Genomic DNA, 19212 nt, shown 5'->3' with positions numbered 1-19212 from the left:
AAAGCAGGCGGCCGACACCTCCCTCAGAGAGGGAGGCTAAAAGGGCAAGTCAAAAGCTAAACCGTTACTTACCTTCGATAAGGGAAATGATAAATCGTAATTTATCGTTTTCCCTACCCGAAGGAAATCGGCGTTTAGAAGTGCGAATAACGAAATGACTGGGGGCTTGGTAAGCGGAGGCGCACTAAAGTGCGGTGAGCATTACCAAGCCCCCAGTCATGAAGTTAGTCGTGCTTATAAACGCCGATTTACGTATTGCGCTTCGTGCAGCAGCAAATTGCTCTTAACGTCGAGGCCGCCGCCGAAACCTACAAGTTTGCCGTTGGCGCCGATAACGCGGTGGCAGGGAATGATTATCGCGATCGGGTTTCTGTTGTTCGCCAGCCCCACGGCGCGAAAACCTTTAGGCGAGCCCACGGCGCGCGCGATATCGCCGTAGGTCACGGTGGCGCCGTAGGGAATCTTTTGCAAGGCCTCCCAGCAGCGCATCTGGAAGGGCGTGCCCTTCGGCGCAAGCGGCAGCTCAAAGCATTTACGTTTGCCTTCAAAGTATTCTCCGAGCTGCCGGCCGGTCTCCGTAAGCAGCGGCGTCTCGTTCATATTCAAATCTCCGCGGGGATACGTGCCGCTGGTCTCAAAATGCAGGTCGGTCAGCTTTCCGTCTTCCTCACCGATCGTCAGCTTCCCCACAATATCAAAATAACACTTGGCGAAATTTTTCATAACCACACCCCGCTCTTTTCTATATAGTGACAGATATCATTATATTACGCTATCTCTGTATTTTTCATATAATAATGTTCAACATGCACAACTTTTCTATGGACGTATTATCGCTTTTATACTAAACTTGATTATAAATTATGAAAAACCGCATTCTGACAGGATTTTTGATTTGACTTATCAAAAAGTTTTGTTAGACTATATTTGTTTTCCTACGATGAAAATTATTGTCGGCGGAAAATAGGGGGATTATACCTTGAGGCTTGGCGAAACGATAAAGAGCCATCGGAAAAAGAGTGGGTGGACACTGACGGAACTCTCCGATCTTTGTGAGATTTCCGTAGCGCAGCTTTCAAAGCTGGAAAACAATAAATCGAACCCCAGTATCGAAAGTCTGCAAAAACTCGCGGAGGCCTTTCATGTACCGGTCTCAGCACTGACCCTGACAACGGAGGTTCCGCCCCCCGCACCAGTTATGTGCGGTGAAGGGTATGTCGTACGTGTGTTGGCACGCGGTGAGGAAAATGTCACTGCCCGTTATCTGGTCCAGGATCAGAGGTTTAGGATGCAGCCGATGGTACTGACCATTCCGCCCAGGATGATGACGGAAGATAAGCGGTCGCACGTTAGCGACGAGTTTTTTTATGTACTGAAGGGGAAGGTCCGTTTCGTGTACTGCCCTGACCTTATATACGAGATGAACGAGGGTGATTTCCTATATTATGACGCCGTTGTGGCGCATCATTGGGAAAATCCAAGCGACGAGGAGACGCGTCTTTTACTTTGCAGCGCCTCGGCGGCGATGTAACAGAAAGTACCACGCCGGATGAAATTGCGGCGGACTGTTTTTAACGCGGAAATTCTCGTATTTGAGGTATAATAGCTATTGGTGTTTATGTATATATAATTTTAGCATTGTAAAGTCATCGCTTTAAAGTACTGCTCAGTATCGCCGCACAGACTGAGAATTAGACAGATAGCAGGATAAAGAGGGCTGTATTTCATCGGCTCCTTTTTATCTCTTTTTTATAATTTTATTCTTATCAGTTATCTGATAATAGAATAATAGGGATAATTGAGAAAGCTATTGGAAATATCACAGGGGACTGATATTTTCCACGTTCGGTAAAAAATATATTGAAAAAGAGGGAAGTTGAAATGGGAGGAAAAAAGACAGAGTTACTCCAATTCCAGACAGAGGACGGCAGGAAGATTGAGCTTCCCGTCGCCCTTGTTATCGGCGACGTCGAGGGACCCGACGCGGTAGTCACCGCGGGGATACACGGCGGCGAATACTGCGGCGTGCTGGCGGCGATCAAGCTGTTCCGCGAGCTGTCGCCCGCTGATATCAAGGGCAGCGTAAAGATCATCACCGTCTGCGACACCGCCGCCTTTGAATCACGCAGCGTATCATTTTCACCGTTGGACAAGAACAATCTTAACCGCAGCTTTCCGGGCAAGGCCAAAGGGAGCTATAACGGCGTGCTGGCGGCAAAGATATTCGACGAAATAAAGGGGGCCGACTATCATATGGACCTCCACTGCGGCGAGGTGCTGGAGAGATCCGCGCCGTTCGCGATATATCACCGCGGCAGAAAAGGGGAGCTCAACGACCGTTCACATGAGATGGCCTATTACTACGGGCTGCCGAATATCATGATAACGGAGACGGAGGGTCGCTGGTCCGATAAGGGCACCTGCTACGCGAGCGTCTACGAGAACATCGGCATCCCCTCCGCCCTATTCCAGACCGGCGGCCTGGGGATCGCCTCAGCCGACAGCGTAAACACCCACACCGAGGGGATAAAGAATGTCCTGCGCCGCTTCGGCACCCTGCGCGGCAATGTTCAGCCGGTGGGCAGGCCGCAGATATTTGAAAATATGGAGATGGTGTACGCCAAAAGCCGCGGCATTCACTACCGGAGGGTCAGCGTGGGAGATATGGTCAGGCGCGGCCAGATGATCGGGCTGCTCACCGACTATTTCGGCACACCTACGGAAAAGGTCCTTGCGCCGATCGACGGCAAGGTGCTTTTCATGTCGGAGAGCGCCGCGATGACGGAGAAAGATTTCGTCGCCGCCGTCGGAGTCTGCCGCTAGATTCTTCGCGAGGCATAATATACAAGAAAACAAAAGCGCCTCCCTTTTCAGGAGAGGCGCTTTCGTTTTCTTTTTAATTAATTAAAAGTAGAGCTCATATTCCTGCGGCGTCGGAGCGTTGTAGATGTACTCAGCCTCTGCACGCTTGGCCTTCGTCCAGAGTTCGATGAGCTTCTCCGGGAAGGCGGGAGCGAGGTATTCTTTGTCTTTTTCCACACCGTCAAGCACGGCGTTGAGATTGAGCGGGAAGGTAAGCTCCTCTTTCGCGTCCTGGCTCTGGTAGCCTAGCGCCACGGGGTCCATCTTTCTGATTATGCCGTCCGCGCCCGCGAGCACCATCGCCGCGAGGAAGAAGTAGAGGTTGCACGAGGCGTCGCCGGTGCGGTATTCAACACGCGTCTCCTCTTTTTTCACATATCCGGGAATACGCACCGCGGCCGCGCGCGACCCCTTTGCAAAGGTAGCGGAGACCGGCGCTTCGTAACCATGAACGAGGCGGCGGTAGCTGTTCGTGCTGGGGCAGGCGAAGGCAAGCAGACTGCCGGTTAGGCTGTGTGAAAGCATGCCCGCGATGTAGGAGAGTCCCTCCTGTGAAAGGCTGAACAGCACGTCGCCGGGAAAGATCGACTTTCCATCTTTTTCAAGGAACTGATGGACGTGCATCCCGTTGCCCGGCATCTTGTAGAGAGGCTTGGGCATGAAGGTGACGCACAGCCCCCACTCTGAGGCGACCTGGCGGATTATCCACTTTGCGAGTGAAACCATGTCCGCGGCATGCGCCATATCCATAAAGTCGAGCTCTATCTCCAGCTGGGAGACCGCCACCTCGTGATGGTGGTACTTCACGGGGATGCCGAGCACCTCCATGAGATGCACCGTCTCGTTGCGGAAATCCATATAGCTGTCGTCGGGCGGCATACGGTGGTAAGCGCCGTGCAGTCCGACGCGCGGCTTGTCGTTGTAGCCCTCGCCAAGCCCTTCGGAGGACTTCACGCGGTAGAAGGCCCCTTCAATGCCGCTTGCGTACTCCGCCTCCTCAAAGACATAATACTCAAGTTCGACAAGTACCTTCGCCGTGTCGGCGATCTTATTGTCGCGCAGGAATTTCTGCGCATTGCGGATGACGTTCCGCGGATACTGGTCAAAGGTCTCGCGCTCCGTTGAGACGACGTCGCAGAGCACATGCAGCATTTTGTAATCGTCGCGAATCTCAAAGAAGGCGGTGGACATATCCGGGATCGCCACCATGTCCGAGTTGTTCACCTTCGCATAGCCGTAATTCGAGGCGTCGAAGCCGATACCCTCCCGAAGCACCTTGTCGGAGATATACCCGTGAGGCAGAGAGACGCTGCGGATATTCCCCGCAATGTCTACCATCAGCAGGTTGAGAAAGTCTGCTTCTTCTATGTGTCCGTTATACCGTTCCAGTTGCATTGTTACCCCTCCAAAAAATTTTTTTATTTACTTATCGGAGCCAAATGTTTTATTGTCAGCTGTGGGCCTGGTTAGTGTATCATGAAAGCTTCGTAAATCAAAGTGCCTCATTTCAGTGATAGAGGGAATTATATCCGTGAATTATCGCGCCAGATGACATCGTGATATCCAAAGCTGCGTATTAAAGCAAAAAAGATTACAGCAGCCCCCAAAAGGCCGCACATGGGCGATTCGGCCATTGACGGTCGATAGACGAGAGGCCGCTTTCACGGCTGGGTGGGTTTTCCTCAGCTTTCCGATCTTTGTACTGTTTAACGGTAAATCACGGCAATTTTTACCTTCATTAACTATTTTTTGTATTATCTCACACCGTTTATATTTTTATTGCAACGCAAGTACATTGCAATAAAGACCGCGACGATATATAATCTCTTTATGCGGCGGGCAGCCGTGATATACAGAAGATAAAGGAGCGAATTTTATGAAGAAATTATCGTTTTTAGCGCTGGTTTGCGCCGTGGTTCTCGCGGCGGCCCCGGTCTTCGCGGCGACAGAACTTTCCGTCTTTGCGGCGGCCTCGATGACGGAATCGATGAACCAGATCGCGCAGATGTACCAGAAGGCAGACCCCAACGTAAAGATTGTCTACAATTTTGACTCCAGCGGCACGCTCAAGACACAGATCGAGCAGGGTGCGGAGTGCGACATCTTCATCTCCGCCGGGCAGAAGCAAATGAACGCGATCAACGACAAGTTCGTAATGCCGGGAACACGCTTCAACATCGTCGCCAACAAGGTCGTCCTCATCGTCCCCAAGGGTAAGAACGCGACCGGTATCAATAATTTCTCGGATGTCGTCACCGATAAGGTAAAGCTGATCGCCCTCGGCAACTCCGACGTTCCTGTGGGACAGTATTCGGAAGAGATCTTCAAGAATATGGGCATCTGGGACAAGCTGAAGTCTGAAAATAAGATCACCTTCGCAAGCAACGTCAAGGAGGTCCTTGCGCAGACGGCGGCGGCGGCCGTCAGCTGCGGCGTGGTTTACAGCACCGACGCGGCGACCTCGGACGCGGTTGAGGTGGTAGCCTCAGCACCGAAGGATACGCACAAGCCGATCGTCTATCCCGCGGCGATCATGAAGGATACGAAGAATAAGGCGGCGGCCGAGGCTTTTGTGAAGTTCCTCAAGAGCGACGCCTGCGCGAACGTATTTAAGAAGATAGGATTTGCTATTCCGGAGAAGTAATATTCAGGCAGATATAACTTCTCCTCTCTCCTCGTGTGAAGGGGCCGAAACATATCGGCCCCTTTTTTATTAAGCAAACGGCAGACGGCATGGCCGACAAGCCCCTGCTTCGTGTAGTAAGGCTGGCGGGGCAGTCGAACACAGCGGCTTTATAATTGGCTTTTTTTGTCTATTGATTTAGAATAACGGGCGGCGTTCAGGCCGCGGGGAGTGACGGTTTTTGGATTGGTTTCCTTTATATAACTCGCTGAGGATCGCGGGGATTTCTACTTTTATAACTTTTTTCACCGGCATCTGCGCCGCCTATTATATCTCTAAGACCTCGAAGTTCACGAAGGGAGTGCTGGACTGTCTGCTGACGCTGCCGATGGTGCTGCCGCCGACGGTGGTCGGTTTTTTCCTGCTGAAGACGATAGGGCCGCTCGGACCGATCGGTTCCGTTGTGATGGAGCTTTTCGGCTTCCGCCTCACGATGACCTGGTATTCGGCGATCTTCGCGACGGCGATTGTGACTTTCCCGCTGATGTACCGCACGGTACGCGGGGCCTTTGACGGATTCGACCATAATCTAACCTACAGTGCCCAGACTCTGGGGCTTTCAAATACTTATATTTTCTGGCATATTATGGTGCCGAACTGTAAGGACGGCATTCTTGCGGCAACGGTGCTGGCCTTCGCGCGCGCCCTCGGCGAATATGGCGCGACGACGATGGTCACCGGCTATATCCCGGGACGCACGGCGACAATATCGACGACGGTCTATCAGCTTTGGCGTGAGGGCAACGACGCGGCGGCCTATAAGTGGGTAATGGTGAATCTGGTGATCTCCTTCGTCGTGCTTGTCGCGGTGAATATGCTTGAGAACAGCTACAGGCAGCCCAAGGGGCGCGCCGTGAACCACACTCTGAGCGAAGAGTTCGAACGGAAGTAGGGAGGGGCCGGAATGTCCGCGATCATCAATTTTAAGAAGAGGCTCGGAAGCTTTTCCCTTGAAGTAGATTTTGAGGCCGGCAATGAAGTGCTTGCGCTGCTCGGCGGCTCCGGCTGCGGCAAAAGCATGACGCTGAAGTGCATCGCCGGTATCGTGACGCCCGACGAGGGGCAGATCATCGTCGACGGAGTGACCTTTTTCGATTCAAAGAGAGGAATAAATCTGCGCCCTCAGCAGCGCCGGACGGGGCTGCTGTTTCAGAATTACGCGCTCTTTCCAAATATGACGACACGACAGAATATCATGACGGTATTCGAGCACGGCGCGGGGCGGAACGCGAATAAGGAGGAGCGTTATCAGGAGATCGCGCGGCGCTTTTTCATCTCCGGGCTGGAGGACCATTATCCCTCGCAGCTCTCCGGCGGACAGCAGCAGCGGGTGGCGCTCGCGCGCATCATGGCAAGTGATCCCGCGGTGATTATGCTTGACGAGCCGCTCTCGGCGCTGGACAGCTTCCTCCACTGGCAGCTTGAGCTGAAACTTTCACGAATACTGCGCGAGTATTCCGGCACGACGATCTATGTCTCGCACAACCGCGACGAGGTCTACAGGCTATGCGACCGGGTCTGCGTGATAAACGAGGGGCATTCGGAGCCGGTGAAAACGGTAAGTGAATTTTTCGACGCGCCGCCGACGCTCGCCGCGGCGATTCTCTCAGGCTGCAAGAATTTCTCGCGTATTGAGATCATCGACAGCCGCCGCCTGCGCGCGAGCGACTGGAACATGACATTCACCAGCGCGCATCTGATACCGGACGAGGCACGTTATGTTGGGGTGCGCGCCCATTATCTGATCCCCGTTGCCGAGAGAGAGCGCAACGAAAATACGATGCGGGCGGAGATCATCGAGGTACGCGACGACGTTTTTTCGGCAATTATCACCGTACGGCCAAACGAGACCAAGTCGGAGAGCAATTTCGCGGTGATACGCATAGAGCTCTCAAAGGAGCTCGCAAAGAATTACCGCGCGGGCGAGACTATCTATCTGAAGGTCGCCCCCTCCGACGTAATGCCTCTGCTGCCCTGATTTCCGGCGGCGGGCACGAAGCCGCCCGCCGTTATGAACAGGCAAAATAAAAAGCCCGGCTATTCGCCGGACTTTGAATGAATACCAGATAAAGGGCAGATTTAAGGACGCGGCGAATATAACCGCTCCTCTCAAAAGATTCGCCGCCGCTATTGTATCTCAGGACCGGCCTGGTACTGCTGCGCGTCGGCCTCCGAAGCGTCGGCCCACTGCCGCGCCGTCGACGTCAGGTAGCCGTCAAAGAGTGAGTCAAGCTCACTGAGCCCCCGGCGGTTAGCCTGGGTTATCTGTACATTTAGAGTAAATACTATGACCGTGATAATAAGTAAAAAAGAAAACCGTATCCTGTCTTCGTTTGACATAATATATAAGAGCTCCCCTTACAGATTACTTGTATGATATATAAGAAAGTACATCAGCCACAGCAACGTTTATAACAACTATGAAATAGGGCCAGCGGCTGATAAGTAATGTAAATATTTTACCATCACACCCTTGGCTTCACAAGGTCCGCAGCAGCCCAAAACAGCGTGAACGCCAACGGCTCCCCAGGCCGCCGGGTTTTTTCATAAAGGAAATGCCACACATAGAAAGGGGCCGAAACCTTACCGGCCCCTAACAGTTTGTTATTTGTCCCGCCGTTTTATCTCTCCGCGATCAGCGTCAGCAGGTCGCTGTAGACGCCATAGGCGGTCTGCAGGATATCGGGATCGCGTTCAGTCAGCATTATCTCTCCCGCCAGATCGGTATGGAAGATAAGCGCCGAGGAGCGGCCGTTGACCGAGCACATAGGGTCGGAGAGAGGCAGCCGCCGCGGCTCCACGGAGAGCCGCACGGCGCCGTCGTCGCCACGCTCCGCGCCGCAGATATATTTGATGCGGCAGCCCTCCGCCCAGGCGGCCTTCACATCGTCGGCGGCTATTCCCGCCAGGCTTTTGACCTTCACATCCTTCGGCGTCAGACGCGCGTCCATAAGGATGTTCGCGAGCGCGCATATTTTCGCCGCGCCGTCCCAGCCGTCAATATCCATCGAAGGGTCCGCCTCGGCAAACTGCAGCCGCTGCGCCTCGGCGACGGCATCAGCGAAGTTGCCGCCCTTCTCAATTTCGCCGAGGATAAAATTCGTGGTGGAGTTCAGAATGCCGCGCAGCGCAATTATCCGGTTGCCGCGCAGTCCGGCGCGCGCCATATTGAAGATCGGGGCGCCGTCCATTACGATCGTCTCGTAGAGGAATTTTCTTCCCGATGTCTCGGCGATCTCTTTCAGCTCATTGAAGGACCAGGCCTCGGGCCCCTTGTTCGCGGTAATGACGTCCATTCCCCGGGCAAAGGCCTCTTTGATGTAGCTCGTAGCCGGTTCCCCGTCGCCGATCGAAAGGGTGCTGAGCTCTATAAAAAGATCCGCCTCGGCGGCGGCGATCATCGCGTGAGTATCGCAGCCGGAGACAAAATCGGGATGTTCGGGCTCAAATCGCCCCAGTTCGCCGTTCATGATTAGAAGGCCGCCAAGATCAAGGCCCCGCGGGTTCATCATCGTGCCCTTGCTGCGCGTGCAGACACCGGTGACCAGCACCCGGCAGCCGTAATCGTCGCGCAGCTCGCGCTCCTTTTCCAGCAGCAGCCGCGTGAAGCGTACCCCGACGTTGCCAAACCCCGCCATACATATCTTTATCGTCTTTTTTTCCATGGAATCTCCCCTCCATATTCATTGCTAAGACGGCAGTTATATTGTACATCAATATAAAATATCCGCCACATATCCGCCGAATAATAGAAACATCAGGGCCGCCTGCTCCTTACAGCGGGAGGTTTATGCCTTATACTGTCTGTGTCTTACAGGCACGCGCATCCGGCACTGCCGGACCGCCGCGACAAGGAGATGTTGTCTTGCTGAAAATTGACTTTGCCGTTTTAGATTTTATCCAAAGCCATCTGCGTACCGGGGTAGGAGATTACCTGATGCCGCTTATCTCCCGTCTGGGGGATAAGGGCTTCATCTGGATCGCCGCGGCGCTGCTTCTGGTTTTATTCCCCCGGACACGGCGGCTGGGCGTCGCGGTGGCCGCCGCGCTGGCGATCGAGATATTTCTCTGCAGCGGCCTGATAAAGCCCTTAGCGGCGCGGATTCGTCCATGCGACATCAACACCGGCATTCAGATGCTGGTGGCGCGGCCGACGGATTATTCGTTTCCTTCCGGCCATACGGCTGCCTCCTTCGCCGCCGCGTCAGCCCTCTATTTCCGCCGCAGCCGATGGTGGCTCCCAGCGGGGCTGCTGGCGGCGCTGATCGCCCTCTCCCGGCTCTATCTCTACGTACACTTCCCGACCGACGTTCTCGGCGGCGCGGCGCTGGGCATCCTCAGCGGCTGGCTGGGGGTACGTCTGACAGACCTTGCCGCCGGAAGAAAGAACAATATACGGTAACTGAGGAAAGATAAAAGGCGTGCGATGGCGGCGGCGCGCTGACAAACCAACGTGACACTCAATATCGACCTTATAGTTATTTATGAGGCATCTAATAACACAGATTTACCCTCATAAGCCTCCCATAATAATATTTGGTCAGGCGTTATAATGGCCGTACACGCCGCGGCTGAGGTAGCGTGAGGTAAAGAGCCGCACGTTATGCAGGGACTGGGGGTGGAGTGGATATGATGGTGAATGTGAGGCACGTAAAAGTAAAAAACCTGCTGTCGCCGACAAAACTCGGCGCGGATTTCGTGATAAACCCATATATCGGATGCCCGCACGGCTGCCACTACTGCTACGCCGCCGGCATCACTCGGGAGCGCGGCGGACGTGCCGAACCGTGGGGTACGTTCCTTGACGTGAAGCACCCCGCCGTGCCGTTTGACCCCGCTAAGATATTCCATAAAGAGATACTACTAAGTTCGATGACCGACGCCTATAATCCCTACGAGGAGCGTGCGCAGGCGACGCGCGCCATCCTCCGCTCACTGCTGCCGGCGCAGCCCGATATCACGATCATCACCAAATCGGCGCTCGTGACACGCGATATCGACCTTTTCAAAGAATTTCCTCACGTAAAGGTCATCGTCTCCTTCAGTTCGCTCGACGACGGATTCCGGCGCAAGATGGAGCCCCACGCATCAAGCCCGCAAAAAAAGTTCGCCGCGCTCGCCGCGCTGAAAGAAGCGGGTATCGGCACCAGCGTGATGGCGGCCCCGATATTCCCCGGAATAACGGACTGCGCCGCGCTGATAGAGGCCGCCGCTCCCCATGTGTCGGAGATGAACTTCGATACTCTGAACCTGCGCAATCAAAACAGAGAGAGCATCCTCGCTATCGTCAACACACTGCGCCCCGAACTGACAGGCCTTTACAACGAAATCTACCGCCAGTGGCGGAAGGATTACTGGCAGACGCTGCGCGGAGAAATAAAGGACAACTGCCGCCGTTTCGCCGTCAGGGCGTCGGTGTTTTTTTAGTTTTTATCAGCGATTTGTCAAATATTGTAATATGACCGCTCTTTATCCTTAGATTTACAACTATTTTTACCTATCAACTTCCAAAATCTCTCATTTTTAATTAATTTTCAATTTATTATTTTTTCTTAACAACCTCTATTGATTATCTCATTTTTTATGGATATAATACAGCATGTACCATATATCGTGTATGTTGTACAATATTAATCTGCATAAAGAGGGATATTCATGGCATACAAGCTTTTCAAAAACGCAAATCTGATCGACGGCAACGGCGGTGAAATTAGAGAAAATATTTCGCTTCTTGTGGAAAACGACCACATTAAGGAGATAGGTAAACGTATCAACGCACCTTACGCGGAGGAGACCTTTGACTGCAATGGCAATACCATCATGCCAGGCTTAATTGACGCCCACATGCACCTCGGCCTCGTTGAGATAGAGGTGATAAACCTCTCCCGCAAAAACGCCCCAGGCCTCATGGCGGCAAGGATGTTTAAGAATCTCCGCGAGGCGCTTGACCAAGGGTATACCTATGCGCGCGACACGGGAGGAGCCGATGTCGGCTTCCGCGAGGCGGTGGACCGGGGGCTTGCGGTAGGGCCTCGCCTTAAGATCTGCGGCGCAGCGATCGCTCAGACCGGCGGCCACGGCGACGACCGCGTAGCCTCGGAGACACGTCCCTATTCTGAACCGTACATGGGTTTCCGTTCCGTCATCGCCGACGGCGTACCGGAGATGCTGAAGACCGCCCGTGAGAATATTCGGCGTGGTGCTGATTTTATCAAAGTAATGTGCGGCGGTGGCTGCGCAAGCCCTACACAGGGTCCGGAGACCTCGCAGTATACGCTTGAAGAGCTGAAAGCCGCTGTGGACGTGGCCGAGTCGGTAGGCAGCTATGTCGCATCTCACAGTTATTCAAACAGAAGCATCGTCCTCAGCGCGAACGCCGGCATACGCACGATAGAGCATGCGAACCTCATGACAAAAGAGACAGCGGCCCTCGTAGCGCAAAAAGGTGCCTTCGTTGTACCAACCCAGATAACGTATGAGATCGTCATCGAGAAGAGCCGCGATCTTATCGCAAAATTTATATACGATAAATTTGTCTCTGTCTGCGAACGGGGATATGAGGCAATACACAACGCAATGGAGGCCGGTATTCCTATAGGAGGTGGAACTGATCTTACCGGAGAAAACACAAAGTACGCTTCAGGAGCTATCGCCTATCAGGCTAAGGCAATGGGGGCGATGGGGGCGATCGTCGCCTTTACGAAGACGAATGCCAAAATCCTTAGGGTTGAAGACGTCACAGGAACCCTGGAGGAGGGCAAGCTTGCGGATATTCTTGTGGTCAACGGCAATCCGCTTGATAATATCGATCTTTTCAAAGACCACCGGAAAAATCTGCTGCTGATAATGCAGGGAGGACATGTACACAAAAACCTGCTTGTTTGACGCCGATTGACTTGAATTTTTATTTATGGAGGGATTGCAAGAATGAAAGATAACACTCAAACAACTGAGATCAAAACCAAGGGATTCCGTGTTCCCCATGTGTGGACAATTATCCTCTTCTGTCTCATACTGGCTGGAATTATGACATATATCGTTCCCGCTGGAGTATATGACAGGGTAGAGGTGGCTGGACGCCAGGTCATCGACCCCACGACCTTCCACCTTGTAGAACCTTCGCCGGTCGCTCCCTTCGACTGGTTCGTCTGTATCATCGACGGCCTCACAGCCTCAATGGCCATTATGTCAATGATTTGGTTTACGATCGCGGCGACCGACGTCTACACCGAGAGCGGCACGCTGCATAAGATGGTCGGATGGATAATCAAGGTCTGCCGCGGCAATTATCTTCTTGTTATGGGAGCGCTGATGGCCTTCTTCGCCGTACGCGGCGCGATGGGGGCCTTCGAGCTCCATATACCCTTTGTGCCGATGACGATAGCGCTTGCGCTTGCCTGCGGCTGCGATGTGATGACGGGACTCGCGATCGCGATGATACCCACCTTTGCAGCCTTTGCCTACGGGCCGATAAATGTCTACACCGTCGCCGTAGCGCAGGGCATCGCTGGGCTTCCCGTCTATTCGGCTATGACCTTCCGCGTCGTGATATGGCTGGTAATGATGGTAGTCACCTTTTGGTTCGTCCTGCGTTACGCGGCAAAGGTAAAAGGTGATCCCTCCGCGAGCGTCACCGGTTTCACTAACCCTTCGGCGGCAAATATCGATATCGCGGCTCTGCAGAAGGAGAAGATGACCGGACGTCAGAAGCTTTTGATGTTCATGCTGCTTGCGACAATCGGCCTGCAGATGGTGGGGCCGATGCTTTGGAAGTGGAGCTTCGCGGAGATTGGGGCGCTCTGGCTTATCTCTGGCATTATCGCGGGAGTCGTTGCCGGTTTCAATAATGAAAGAATATGCGACATCATGGGCAAAGCCTGTGCTGGAGTATTCGTCGGCGTCGTCTGCATCGGTTTCGCACGCGCTGTCTCCGTAGTGCTGACGAAAGGCAATATCCTCGACACCGTCATCTATGGTCTATCTATCCCGCTAAAACAGATTCCATCATCGCTCTCGGCGCTCGGTATGCTCATTATACAGGCGATCATCAATTTCTTCATCCCCTCTGGCTCAGGCCAGGCGGCAGTTACGATGCCGATAATGGCCCCGCTTGCGGACGTTGTCGGCCTGACGCGCCAGACGGCGGTCATGGCCTTCCAGCTTGGTGACGGACTCACAAACATGGTTATTCCGACAATGGGAGCCTTGGTTGTCTACATCGGCGTCGCGAAAGTACCCTTCTCAACCTACTTTAAGTGGGTGCTGCCACTCTACGCGATGCTGATGGGGATAGGCGCTGCGGGACTGCTGGTAGCAACGTTCATCAAGCTCGGCCCATTCTAAGGAAGCTTTGTCCGGCAGGATATTTATTACGGCAGGCCATGCGATCTCCCTATTTTCAAGGAGTTCACTCAGCCTGCCGTATTGTATTTATATCTTTAATTATCCTATAATGGATAAAAAGAGATGAACGTACCGTAATTCTGTCGGGAGGATTTAAAATGCAGCCCATAATAAAAGTGCCGACGCTGAGCGAGCTAGCTTACGAAAGTATAAAAGCACAGATTTTATCATGCAAAATACGACCTGGTGAAAGAATAAACATCGACCAATATTCAGAAAGTCTGGGAGTAAGCACAACCCCCGTCCGCGAAGCTCTCTCAAAACTTCAGCAAGAAGGGCTGGTCCAATATATACCCAGAACTGGCTGGAAGATATCGAGAATCTCCAAACAGGAATTCCGCAAGCTTCAGGAGTTGAAATCACTGCTTGAGATAACGCTCGCAGAGCGTGCTTTGCCTTTTATCAAACCAGACAACATTCCGCAGATGGTCCTGCTGAATAATGAAATGAAAGAATTATTCAAACCTTGCTCCGATGGAAAGCCAGACCTTGAAAAACTGCTTGAGGCCAACGACCGTTTTCATATGTATATCTTCAAATTTTACGATAATGACATTATGATCGAAATATTGCAGCAGACGTGGAATAATCTTAGATATGCCAGGCTTATCTGGATATCATCCGAAGAATTCCTCAATAACTTCTACGAGGAACATAACGAGATAATCGCCGCCATCAAGGACAAAGACAGCTCAGCGCTGAGACGAGCCGTCGAGAAACATCTGCGCTGCGGGCTCGGCTACATGGAGGCCTGCCTTGAGGATAAATAGGAACTAAGGGTCGTCAGCTACGCTTTCTCGGCGGTATCGAGGTGCAGACTATCGCGACCAGTATCAGCAGACAGCCGGTGATTTCGTGCGCCGACGGTATCTGGTCGACGAAGACAGCCGTCAGTCCGACCGCGACGACGATCTCAAGGGTACAAAGGAGGCTTGCCACTGCGGCGGGAATGTACTTCAGCGCCGTGAAAAACGCGCCGTAGGCTAGCATACTTCCAGTGAAGGCCTGCAGTGTCATGATCGAAAACAGCGGCGCCGTGAGGCAGCAGAGATCGCCCCAGCCGTAGTAAAAGCTTTTGAAGACAAAGAGCATTATTATCCCGAAAACATTTGAGTAGAAGAGTAGGCCGAATTCGTTCATCTTATGGGAGAGCGAGAAGCGACGCGTGACAAGTGCCTGTCCCGCCATGCCGAATACGGCAAGGAATCCCCACAAAAGCCCCGGCAGCGAGATCGACCGCATCGCCTCTACGCTTCCGCCCATGCCGATATAGACCCCCACGACAATCAGGAGCCCCGCGACAACCTGCAGAACGGTCGGCCTTTCACGCGTGATGAAGAGCGAACCGATGATCGCCGCAAGCGGGAAGGTATAGTGTATGACGAGCGCCTCGGCGACCGTCAGGTATTCAAGCGAGGTGAGGAAGCCGCCGCCGGAGAATGCCACGGAGAGCATGCCGGAGATAAAATAAAAGCGCAGCGTTTCACGGTCAACGCGGAAGACCTCGAACTTTCTCATCACAAGCAGTCCGACGCCCACAGAGGTCATTGTGAAAAGCGAACGGAATACCATGACGGACATAAGGTCCAGTCCCGCCGCCGCCAGCACCTTCGCGATCGGGCTGATGAGCCCCCAGCAGGCCGCCGCAAACAGCGCGAACCCAGCCCCGCGCCAATAGTTGTTCAAAACCATACAAATACCTCCAAGACGAAGCCGTAACACACGCCGCATCTATACGATTTAAGCTGCCGAACGCCGCAAAAAAACGGCGCCAGGATGAATATATCATATTTCCCGGCTTTTGCTCACAAGCTTGAAAATTCTTGTGAAGATCTACAATTTCAGTAAAGCTGCGATCTCATTCAGTTGACTTTGGATCAGGGAAAATTCACCGGTCAAGTCCAGTGTCCGAATCATTATTTTACTTCCACTTAAACTGTACTCTCTTTTTAATACTATATCTTCGCCGGTCTTCGCATACAGGAGCAGGCCCATAACGTTGCCCTTATGCAAGGTATCCTTGTTTTTTACATAAGAAAAAATCTGATAAAGATTGTCGGAATGCAGTCTCTTTGCGTCAAAATTTCTATTTTGCTGCATCGTATTTCTATAATATTTTGCGTCAATAATTAGACATTTATCGCCGTAATAAAGAGAAACGTCTGTTTGCATCGTCGGTAAAAAATCGATATATCCATCATCCGTATCCCACGATATCTGTGACGCGTGCGCGTGGAGTTCTGGAAAATGTCTTTTATAATATTCTAAGATAAATTTTTCATACAGACGCGGCATCGCCTGCGTATCAATAAATTCCGCAAACTGTATTTCGCCCTTTTCGGTAGACGCAAGCAAATTTCTCAGCAGCAGATAACATATATTCATCAGCATATGATAAGTCTGATTGTTTCTATGATAACACAGTCTGCCCCAGCGGATTTCAGATATCTCCAACGTATCGACGCCGGAAAAGAGCTGCATTGCTCTTTTTAGCGCAATCTTGTTTTTTCGTGTCACCTCTTTTGAACGCATAAGGATAAAAGCCGTCGTCTTGAGGATTTGGTTCAGAAGATTATTTTCCGAAAGCTCGTCATATTCGCATAACAATTTACCCGCCCGCTTCTTTTTGAGACGATAGCTTGCCATGACATCCATCTTTCCACGCAGAGAGGTGAGCTCTTCCGAATGTTGGACATATTCCAAAGCAAGGCCACATCTCAATTGGGATGATATCCCCTCCGCAAGAATGGCGGCGAACAGGTCTTGAATATTTTCAAAATCTTCAGCGGCAATATCCGTATAATTTTTCTGCCTTAGATTTTGGTACGCATAGGCGAGCATATAATAGATATTTCTGATAACTATGCCCTTACTGTCAATCATCTAAAATACCGTGCAATTCCCTTTTCCAATATTCGACTTTTTCCGTATTATCAAACCAATATTCCGATATCGTCGGCAAGATATCATATTCTATAATCTCCGCTATTCTTTCTTCCGAACACGACAGCCCGCAAAAATAACTATGGCCTATCTGAAAACCCTCTCCAAGAACGGGATCTTCCGCGATAGCCCTGTTTAATCTTTTTATTTTTTCTATTAGTGCGTCAAAGATATCGCTGCCAAGCTTTTCCTGATAGTTCCGGAATCCGGCGTTCTCAAACGCGGGAGAAAAAGCAAAAAAGCCGAATCTGCGGCGCAGGGCATAGTCGATCAAAGCAAGGCTCCGGTCCGCCGTATTCATCATGCCGATAATATATAAGTTCTCCGGCACGGTAAACGGCATGCCGCTGTACGCAAGGGTTATCCTTTTCCCCCGGTATCCCTCCTCTATGAGCATTAGGAGTTCTCCGAAAATTTTACTCATGTTGCCTCTGTTGATCTCATCAATGATAAAAAAGAACTTTTCGTTGGGATTATTTTCCGCACGCTGGCAGAACTTATAGAATATACCGTACTTAAGCTCAAAGGCATCGCCCTGCGGCTTGTACCCCATCATGAAATCTTCGTATGAATAGTTCTGATGAAATTGTATAAATTCGATCTTTTCATCATCTATTTCACCTAAAATTGAATAGGCTAAACGTTTAGCGGCAAAAGTTTTCCCTACCCCGGGAGGCCCCTGCAAAATAATATTCTTTTTGCGTTCTAGTAATGCCGCCAAAGAGTCATATTGCGCTTCGTCCATATAAACGTCATTAATAAAGTCATCTTTGCAATATGCAGGCTTACTTTCGTTATATGCCTGCGGATTTGCATCCCGGATCTCATCCATTATAATGTTGTATTCCTGCTCTGTAAGCTTGAACAAGCTTCCCTGAGGGTTGACAAAGTACTCTGATTCCCGCAATCCCTCAATATTTTTCAGCACATCGTAATCCACGGGAGAAATCAGGCTTTCCGTCTTTTCAAAAAGAATAGACTCCCCGTCGCTCTCCCTTGAGATTTTACAAAGGGCTACTATCTGCTTCACAGGTGTAGATTCGTAACCTATGACAATGTCGCCGACTCTTGCGTCAAGAAAATTCTGGAATATCCTTCGCTTGTTGCCGTTTGCGTTAAATATTGTGTAACCCTGTTCTTCGCCGACGCGGATTTGGCCAAAACTCCAAATCTTAGGGTTGGCGTTGAGCCACCAATATTGTCGCTTTGAGGCCGGTTTCTCAGGGACAAAAAGAGGGATATCGCTCATGTCGATAAGGTCCAGCGCCTCATCCAACTCACGGCGAAGCTTCCATACATAGCTTCCAGCCGTCTCTTTTGTTGCATAACGTCCGACAAAAAGGATCGGCCACCATTTAGAACCCCAGTTATCTTTTTCCATAACAGGGCAGCCCATAACCTCAACAACCCGCTTAGCTAGATGAACGGAGACGCCATTATAAAAGTTTGGGCTCTCGCCATATTTTTTGCTTAGCTCCGTACAGGTCGCCATTCCCCCGATATCTTTCATACGTCTCATCACCGCAAGGGCATCCGGCGTGAAAATTTCCCTGTTTTTCAACAAGCGAAGCCATTCCTCTTTTGATATGCCGGGATTATATTCCGTTTCAGCGGGCCACCAAAGGTGTGACTTCAAAGTACAATTACAGCCGAAATATACAATGTCCATCACAAGCATGTGGTAATTCTCATCGGCAAAACAGTTCTCATCAAGCCGGGAACGGCTTAGCTGCAGTAAATCCTTATCTTCAGCAATAAAAGATAATATTTCGTCGCACATTGCAAAATAGCAGAGCAAGTTTTTATCATCCCCGCGCTTCGGAACATTTGTGTAGCCTACCCGCTTGGCAAATTCTGCAAAGAGCCCTCTTTTATAGATGTAATACTTGTCGGGATATGCAAATGAAAGATATACGCTAATTGCGTGTAACTCCTGATTATGGTTCTTTATGGACGGTTTATTCAAAGATAATTTCGCGGACATATCTTCTGCCGTCTTTTTAAAAATTTTAACTCTCTCAAATATCGGCTTTGTTTCATCGAAGAGGTTGGAAAAGGCACTCCTCACAATCCCCGGATCTCTTTCCGCTAACGCCGTTATCATCTTTTTTGCATAATAACCTGAAGACGGCAAAAGGTTCTGGGCCTTTGCAAGGGCATTTTTGAGCATTAGAGCGAAGTCCGGGGCGTCCATGTCCCAATTGTTCTGGAAACAGGCGACCGCTTCCCATTTATATCGTTCTTCCCGATCTACTTGCGTAAAATTTGCCCTGTATGCCTCTATTATTTCAGCCAAAACAGCTTTATCCACTATTCCCCAA

General features: G+C 51.3%; 17 protein-coding genes. 10 read left to right on the top strand and 7 right to left on the bottom strand.

Annotation, left to right across the window (positions count from 1 at the left end; genetic code table 11):
• Positions 1 to 234 precede the first annotated feature (234 nt).
• Positions 235 to 723 (bottom strand): methylated-DNA--[protein]-cysteine S-methyltransferase, encoded by a 489-nt coding sequence (locus tag BED41_RS00820; protein WP_066741845.1) that lies wholly within the window; start codon positions 721 to 723, stop codon positions 235 to 237.
• Positions 724 to 979: 256 nt separating this feature from the next.
• On the opposite strand from BED41_RS00820, the gene BED41_RS00815 reads away from it, so the two are divergent.
• Entirely contained in the window at positions 980 to 1531 is a 552-nt protein-coding gene (locus tag BED41_RS00815) for a helix-turn-helix domain-containing protein (RefSeq protein ID WP_066741842.1), read from the top strand.
• A gap of 350 nt (positions 1532 to 1881) precedes the next feature.
• On the top strand, positions 1882 to 2823 hold the full coding sequence (locus BED41_RS00810) for a M14 family metallopeptidase (RefSeq protein WP_066741838.1): 942 nt from the start codon (positions 1882 to 1884) through the stop codon (positions 2821 to 2823).
• Between the two features lie 81 nt (positions 2824 to 2904).
• On the opposite strand, the gene BED41_RS00805 is transcribed toward BED41_RS00810, so the two are convergent.
• Positions 2905 to 4257, bottom strand: a complete 1353-nt coding sequence (locus tag BED41_RS00805; RefSeq protein WP_066741835.1) for a glutamine synthetase family protein — start codon at positions 4255 to 4257, stop codon at positions 2905 to 2907.
• 481 nt (positions 4258 to 4738) lie between these two features.
• Here BED41_RS00805 and modA point away from each other — a divergent pair, with 481 nt between their 5' ends.
• The 3 genes from modA to BED41_RS00790 all read left to right on the top strand — a co-directional run bounded on the left by modA (position 4739) and on the right by BED41_RS00790 (position 7523).
• The gene (modA, locus tag BED41_RS00800) at positions 4739 to 5506 is read left to right on the top strand and encodes a molybdate ABC transporter substrate-binding protein (RefSeq protein ID WP_066741832.1); all 768 of its coding nucleotides are present in this window, start codon (positions 4739 to 4741) and stop codon (positions 5504 to 5506) included.
• Positions 5507 to 5726: 220 nt separating this feature from the next.
• Complete coding sequence (gene modB / locus BED41_RS00795; RefSeq protein ID WP_066741829.1) at positions 5727 to 6437, top strand: molybdate ABC transporter permease subunit; 711 nt, start codon at positions 5727 to 5729, stop codon at positions 6435 to 6437.
• A 12-nt stretch (positions 6438 to 6449) separates the two neighbouring features.
• Positions 6450 to 7523, top strand: a complete 1074-nt coding sequence (locus tag BED41_RS00790) for a sulfate/molybdate ABC transporter ATP-binding protein (protein ID WP_066741827.1) — start codon at positions 6450 to 6452, stop codon at positions 7521 to 7523.
• Between the two features lie 149 nt (positions 7524 to 7672).
• Here BED41_RS00790 and BED41_RS00785 read toward each other — a convergent pair whose 3' ends face one another.
• Positions 7673 to 7885, bottom strand: a complete 213-nt coding sequence (locus BED41_RS00785; RefSeq protein WP_066741825.1) for an Sdh5/SDHAF2/SdhE family assembly factor — start codon at positions 7883 to 7885, stop codon at positions 7673 to 7675.
• A 281-nt stretch (positions 7886 to 8166) separates the two neighbouring features.
• A complete protein-coding gene (locus BED41_RS00780; protein WP_066741822.1) occupies positions 8167 to 9210 on the bottom strand; it encodes a homoserine dehydrogenase in 1044 nt (347 codons plus the stop codon).
• Positions 9211 to 9410: 200 nt separating this feature from the next.
• Here BED41_RS00780 and BED41_RS00775 point away from each other — a divergent pair, with 200 nt between their 5' ends.
• The 5 genes from BED41_RS00775 to BED41_RS00755 all read left to right on the top strand — a co-directional run bounded on the left by BED41_RS00775 (position 9411) and on the right by BED41_RS00755 (position 14718).
• Positions 9411 to 9947, top strand: coding sequence for a phosphatase PAP2 family protein (locus BED41_RS00775; protein WP_229712357.1), 537 nt, complete (start codon positions 9411 to 9413; stop codon positions 9945 to 9947).
• A 227-nt stretch (positions 9948 to 10174) separates the two neighbouring features.
• Positions 10175 to 10972 carry a radical SAM protein gene (locus BED41_RS00770; protein ID WP_084002158.1) on the top strand — a complete coding sequence of 266 codons (798 nt, stop codon included), beginning with the start codon at positions 10175 to 10177 and terminating at the stop codon, positions 10970 to 10972.
• 228 nt (positions 10973 to 11200) lie between these two features.
• Positions 11201 to 12430 (top strand): metal-dependent hydrolase family protein, encoded by a 1230-nt coding sequence (locus BED41_RS00765; RefSeq protein ID WP_066741818.1) that lies wholly within the window; start codon positions 11201 to 11203, stop codon positions 12428 to 12430.
• 42 nt (positions 12431 to 12472) lie between these two features.
• On the top strand, positions 12473 to 13888 hold the full coding sequence (locus tag BED41_RS00760; RefSeq protein WP_066741815.1) for a YfcC family protein: 1416 nt from the start codon (positions 12473 to 12475) through the stop codon (positions 13886 to 13888).
• Between the two features lie 158 nt (positions 13889 to 14046).
• Positions 14047 to 14718 carry a GntR family transcriptional regulator gene (locus BED41_RS00755; protein WP_066741813.1) on the top strand — a complete coding sequence of 224 codons (672 nt, stop codon included), beginning with the start codon at positions 14047 to 14049 and terminating at the stop codon, positions 14716 to 14718.
• A gap of 13 nt (positions 14719 to 14731) precedes the next feature.
• Here BED41_RS00755 and BED41_RS00750 read toward each other — a convergent pair whose 3' ends face one another.
• The 3 genes from BED41_RS00750 to BED41_RS00740 form a co-directional block, all read right to left on the bottom strand.
• Complete coding sequence (locus BED41_RS00750) at positions 14732 to 15640, bottom strand: DMT family transporter (RefSeq protein WP_066741810.1); 909 nt, start codon at positions 15638 to 15640, stop codon at positions 14732 to 14734.
• A gap of 141 nt (positions 15641 to 15781) precedes the next feature.
• Entirely contained in the window at positions 15782 to 16831 is a 1050-nt protein-coding gene (gene mcrC, locus BED41_RS00745) for a 5-methylcytosine-specific restriction endonuclease system specificity protein McrC (RefSeq protein ID WP_066741808.1), read from the bottom strand.
• Entirely contained in the window at positions 16824 to 19202 is a 2379-nt protein-coding gene (locus BED41_RS00740) for an AAA family ATPase (protein ID WP_229712356.1), read from the bottom strand. Before BED41_RS00740 ends, mcrC begins: the two co-directional genes overlap by 8 nt.
• Between the last annotated feature and the right edge of the window lie 10 nt (positions 19203 to 19212).

It is taken from the genome of Cloacibacillus porcorum (genome assembly GCF_001701045.1).
In the GTDB taxonomy this organism is placed as follows: Bacteria; Synergistota; Synergistia; order Synergistales; family Synergistaceae; genus Cloacibacillus; species Cloacibacillus porcorum.
The sequence above is the reverse complement of the archived record's forward strand: the minus strand, read 5'-3'. Positions and strand labels throughout refer to the sequence as shown.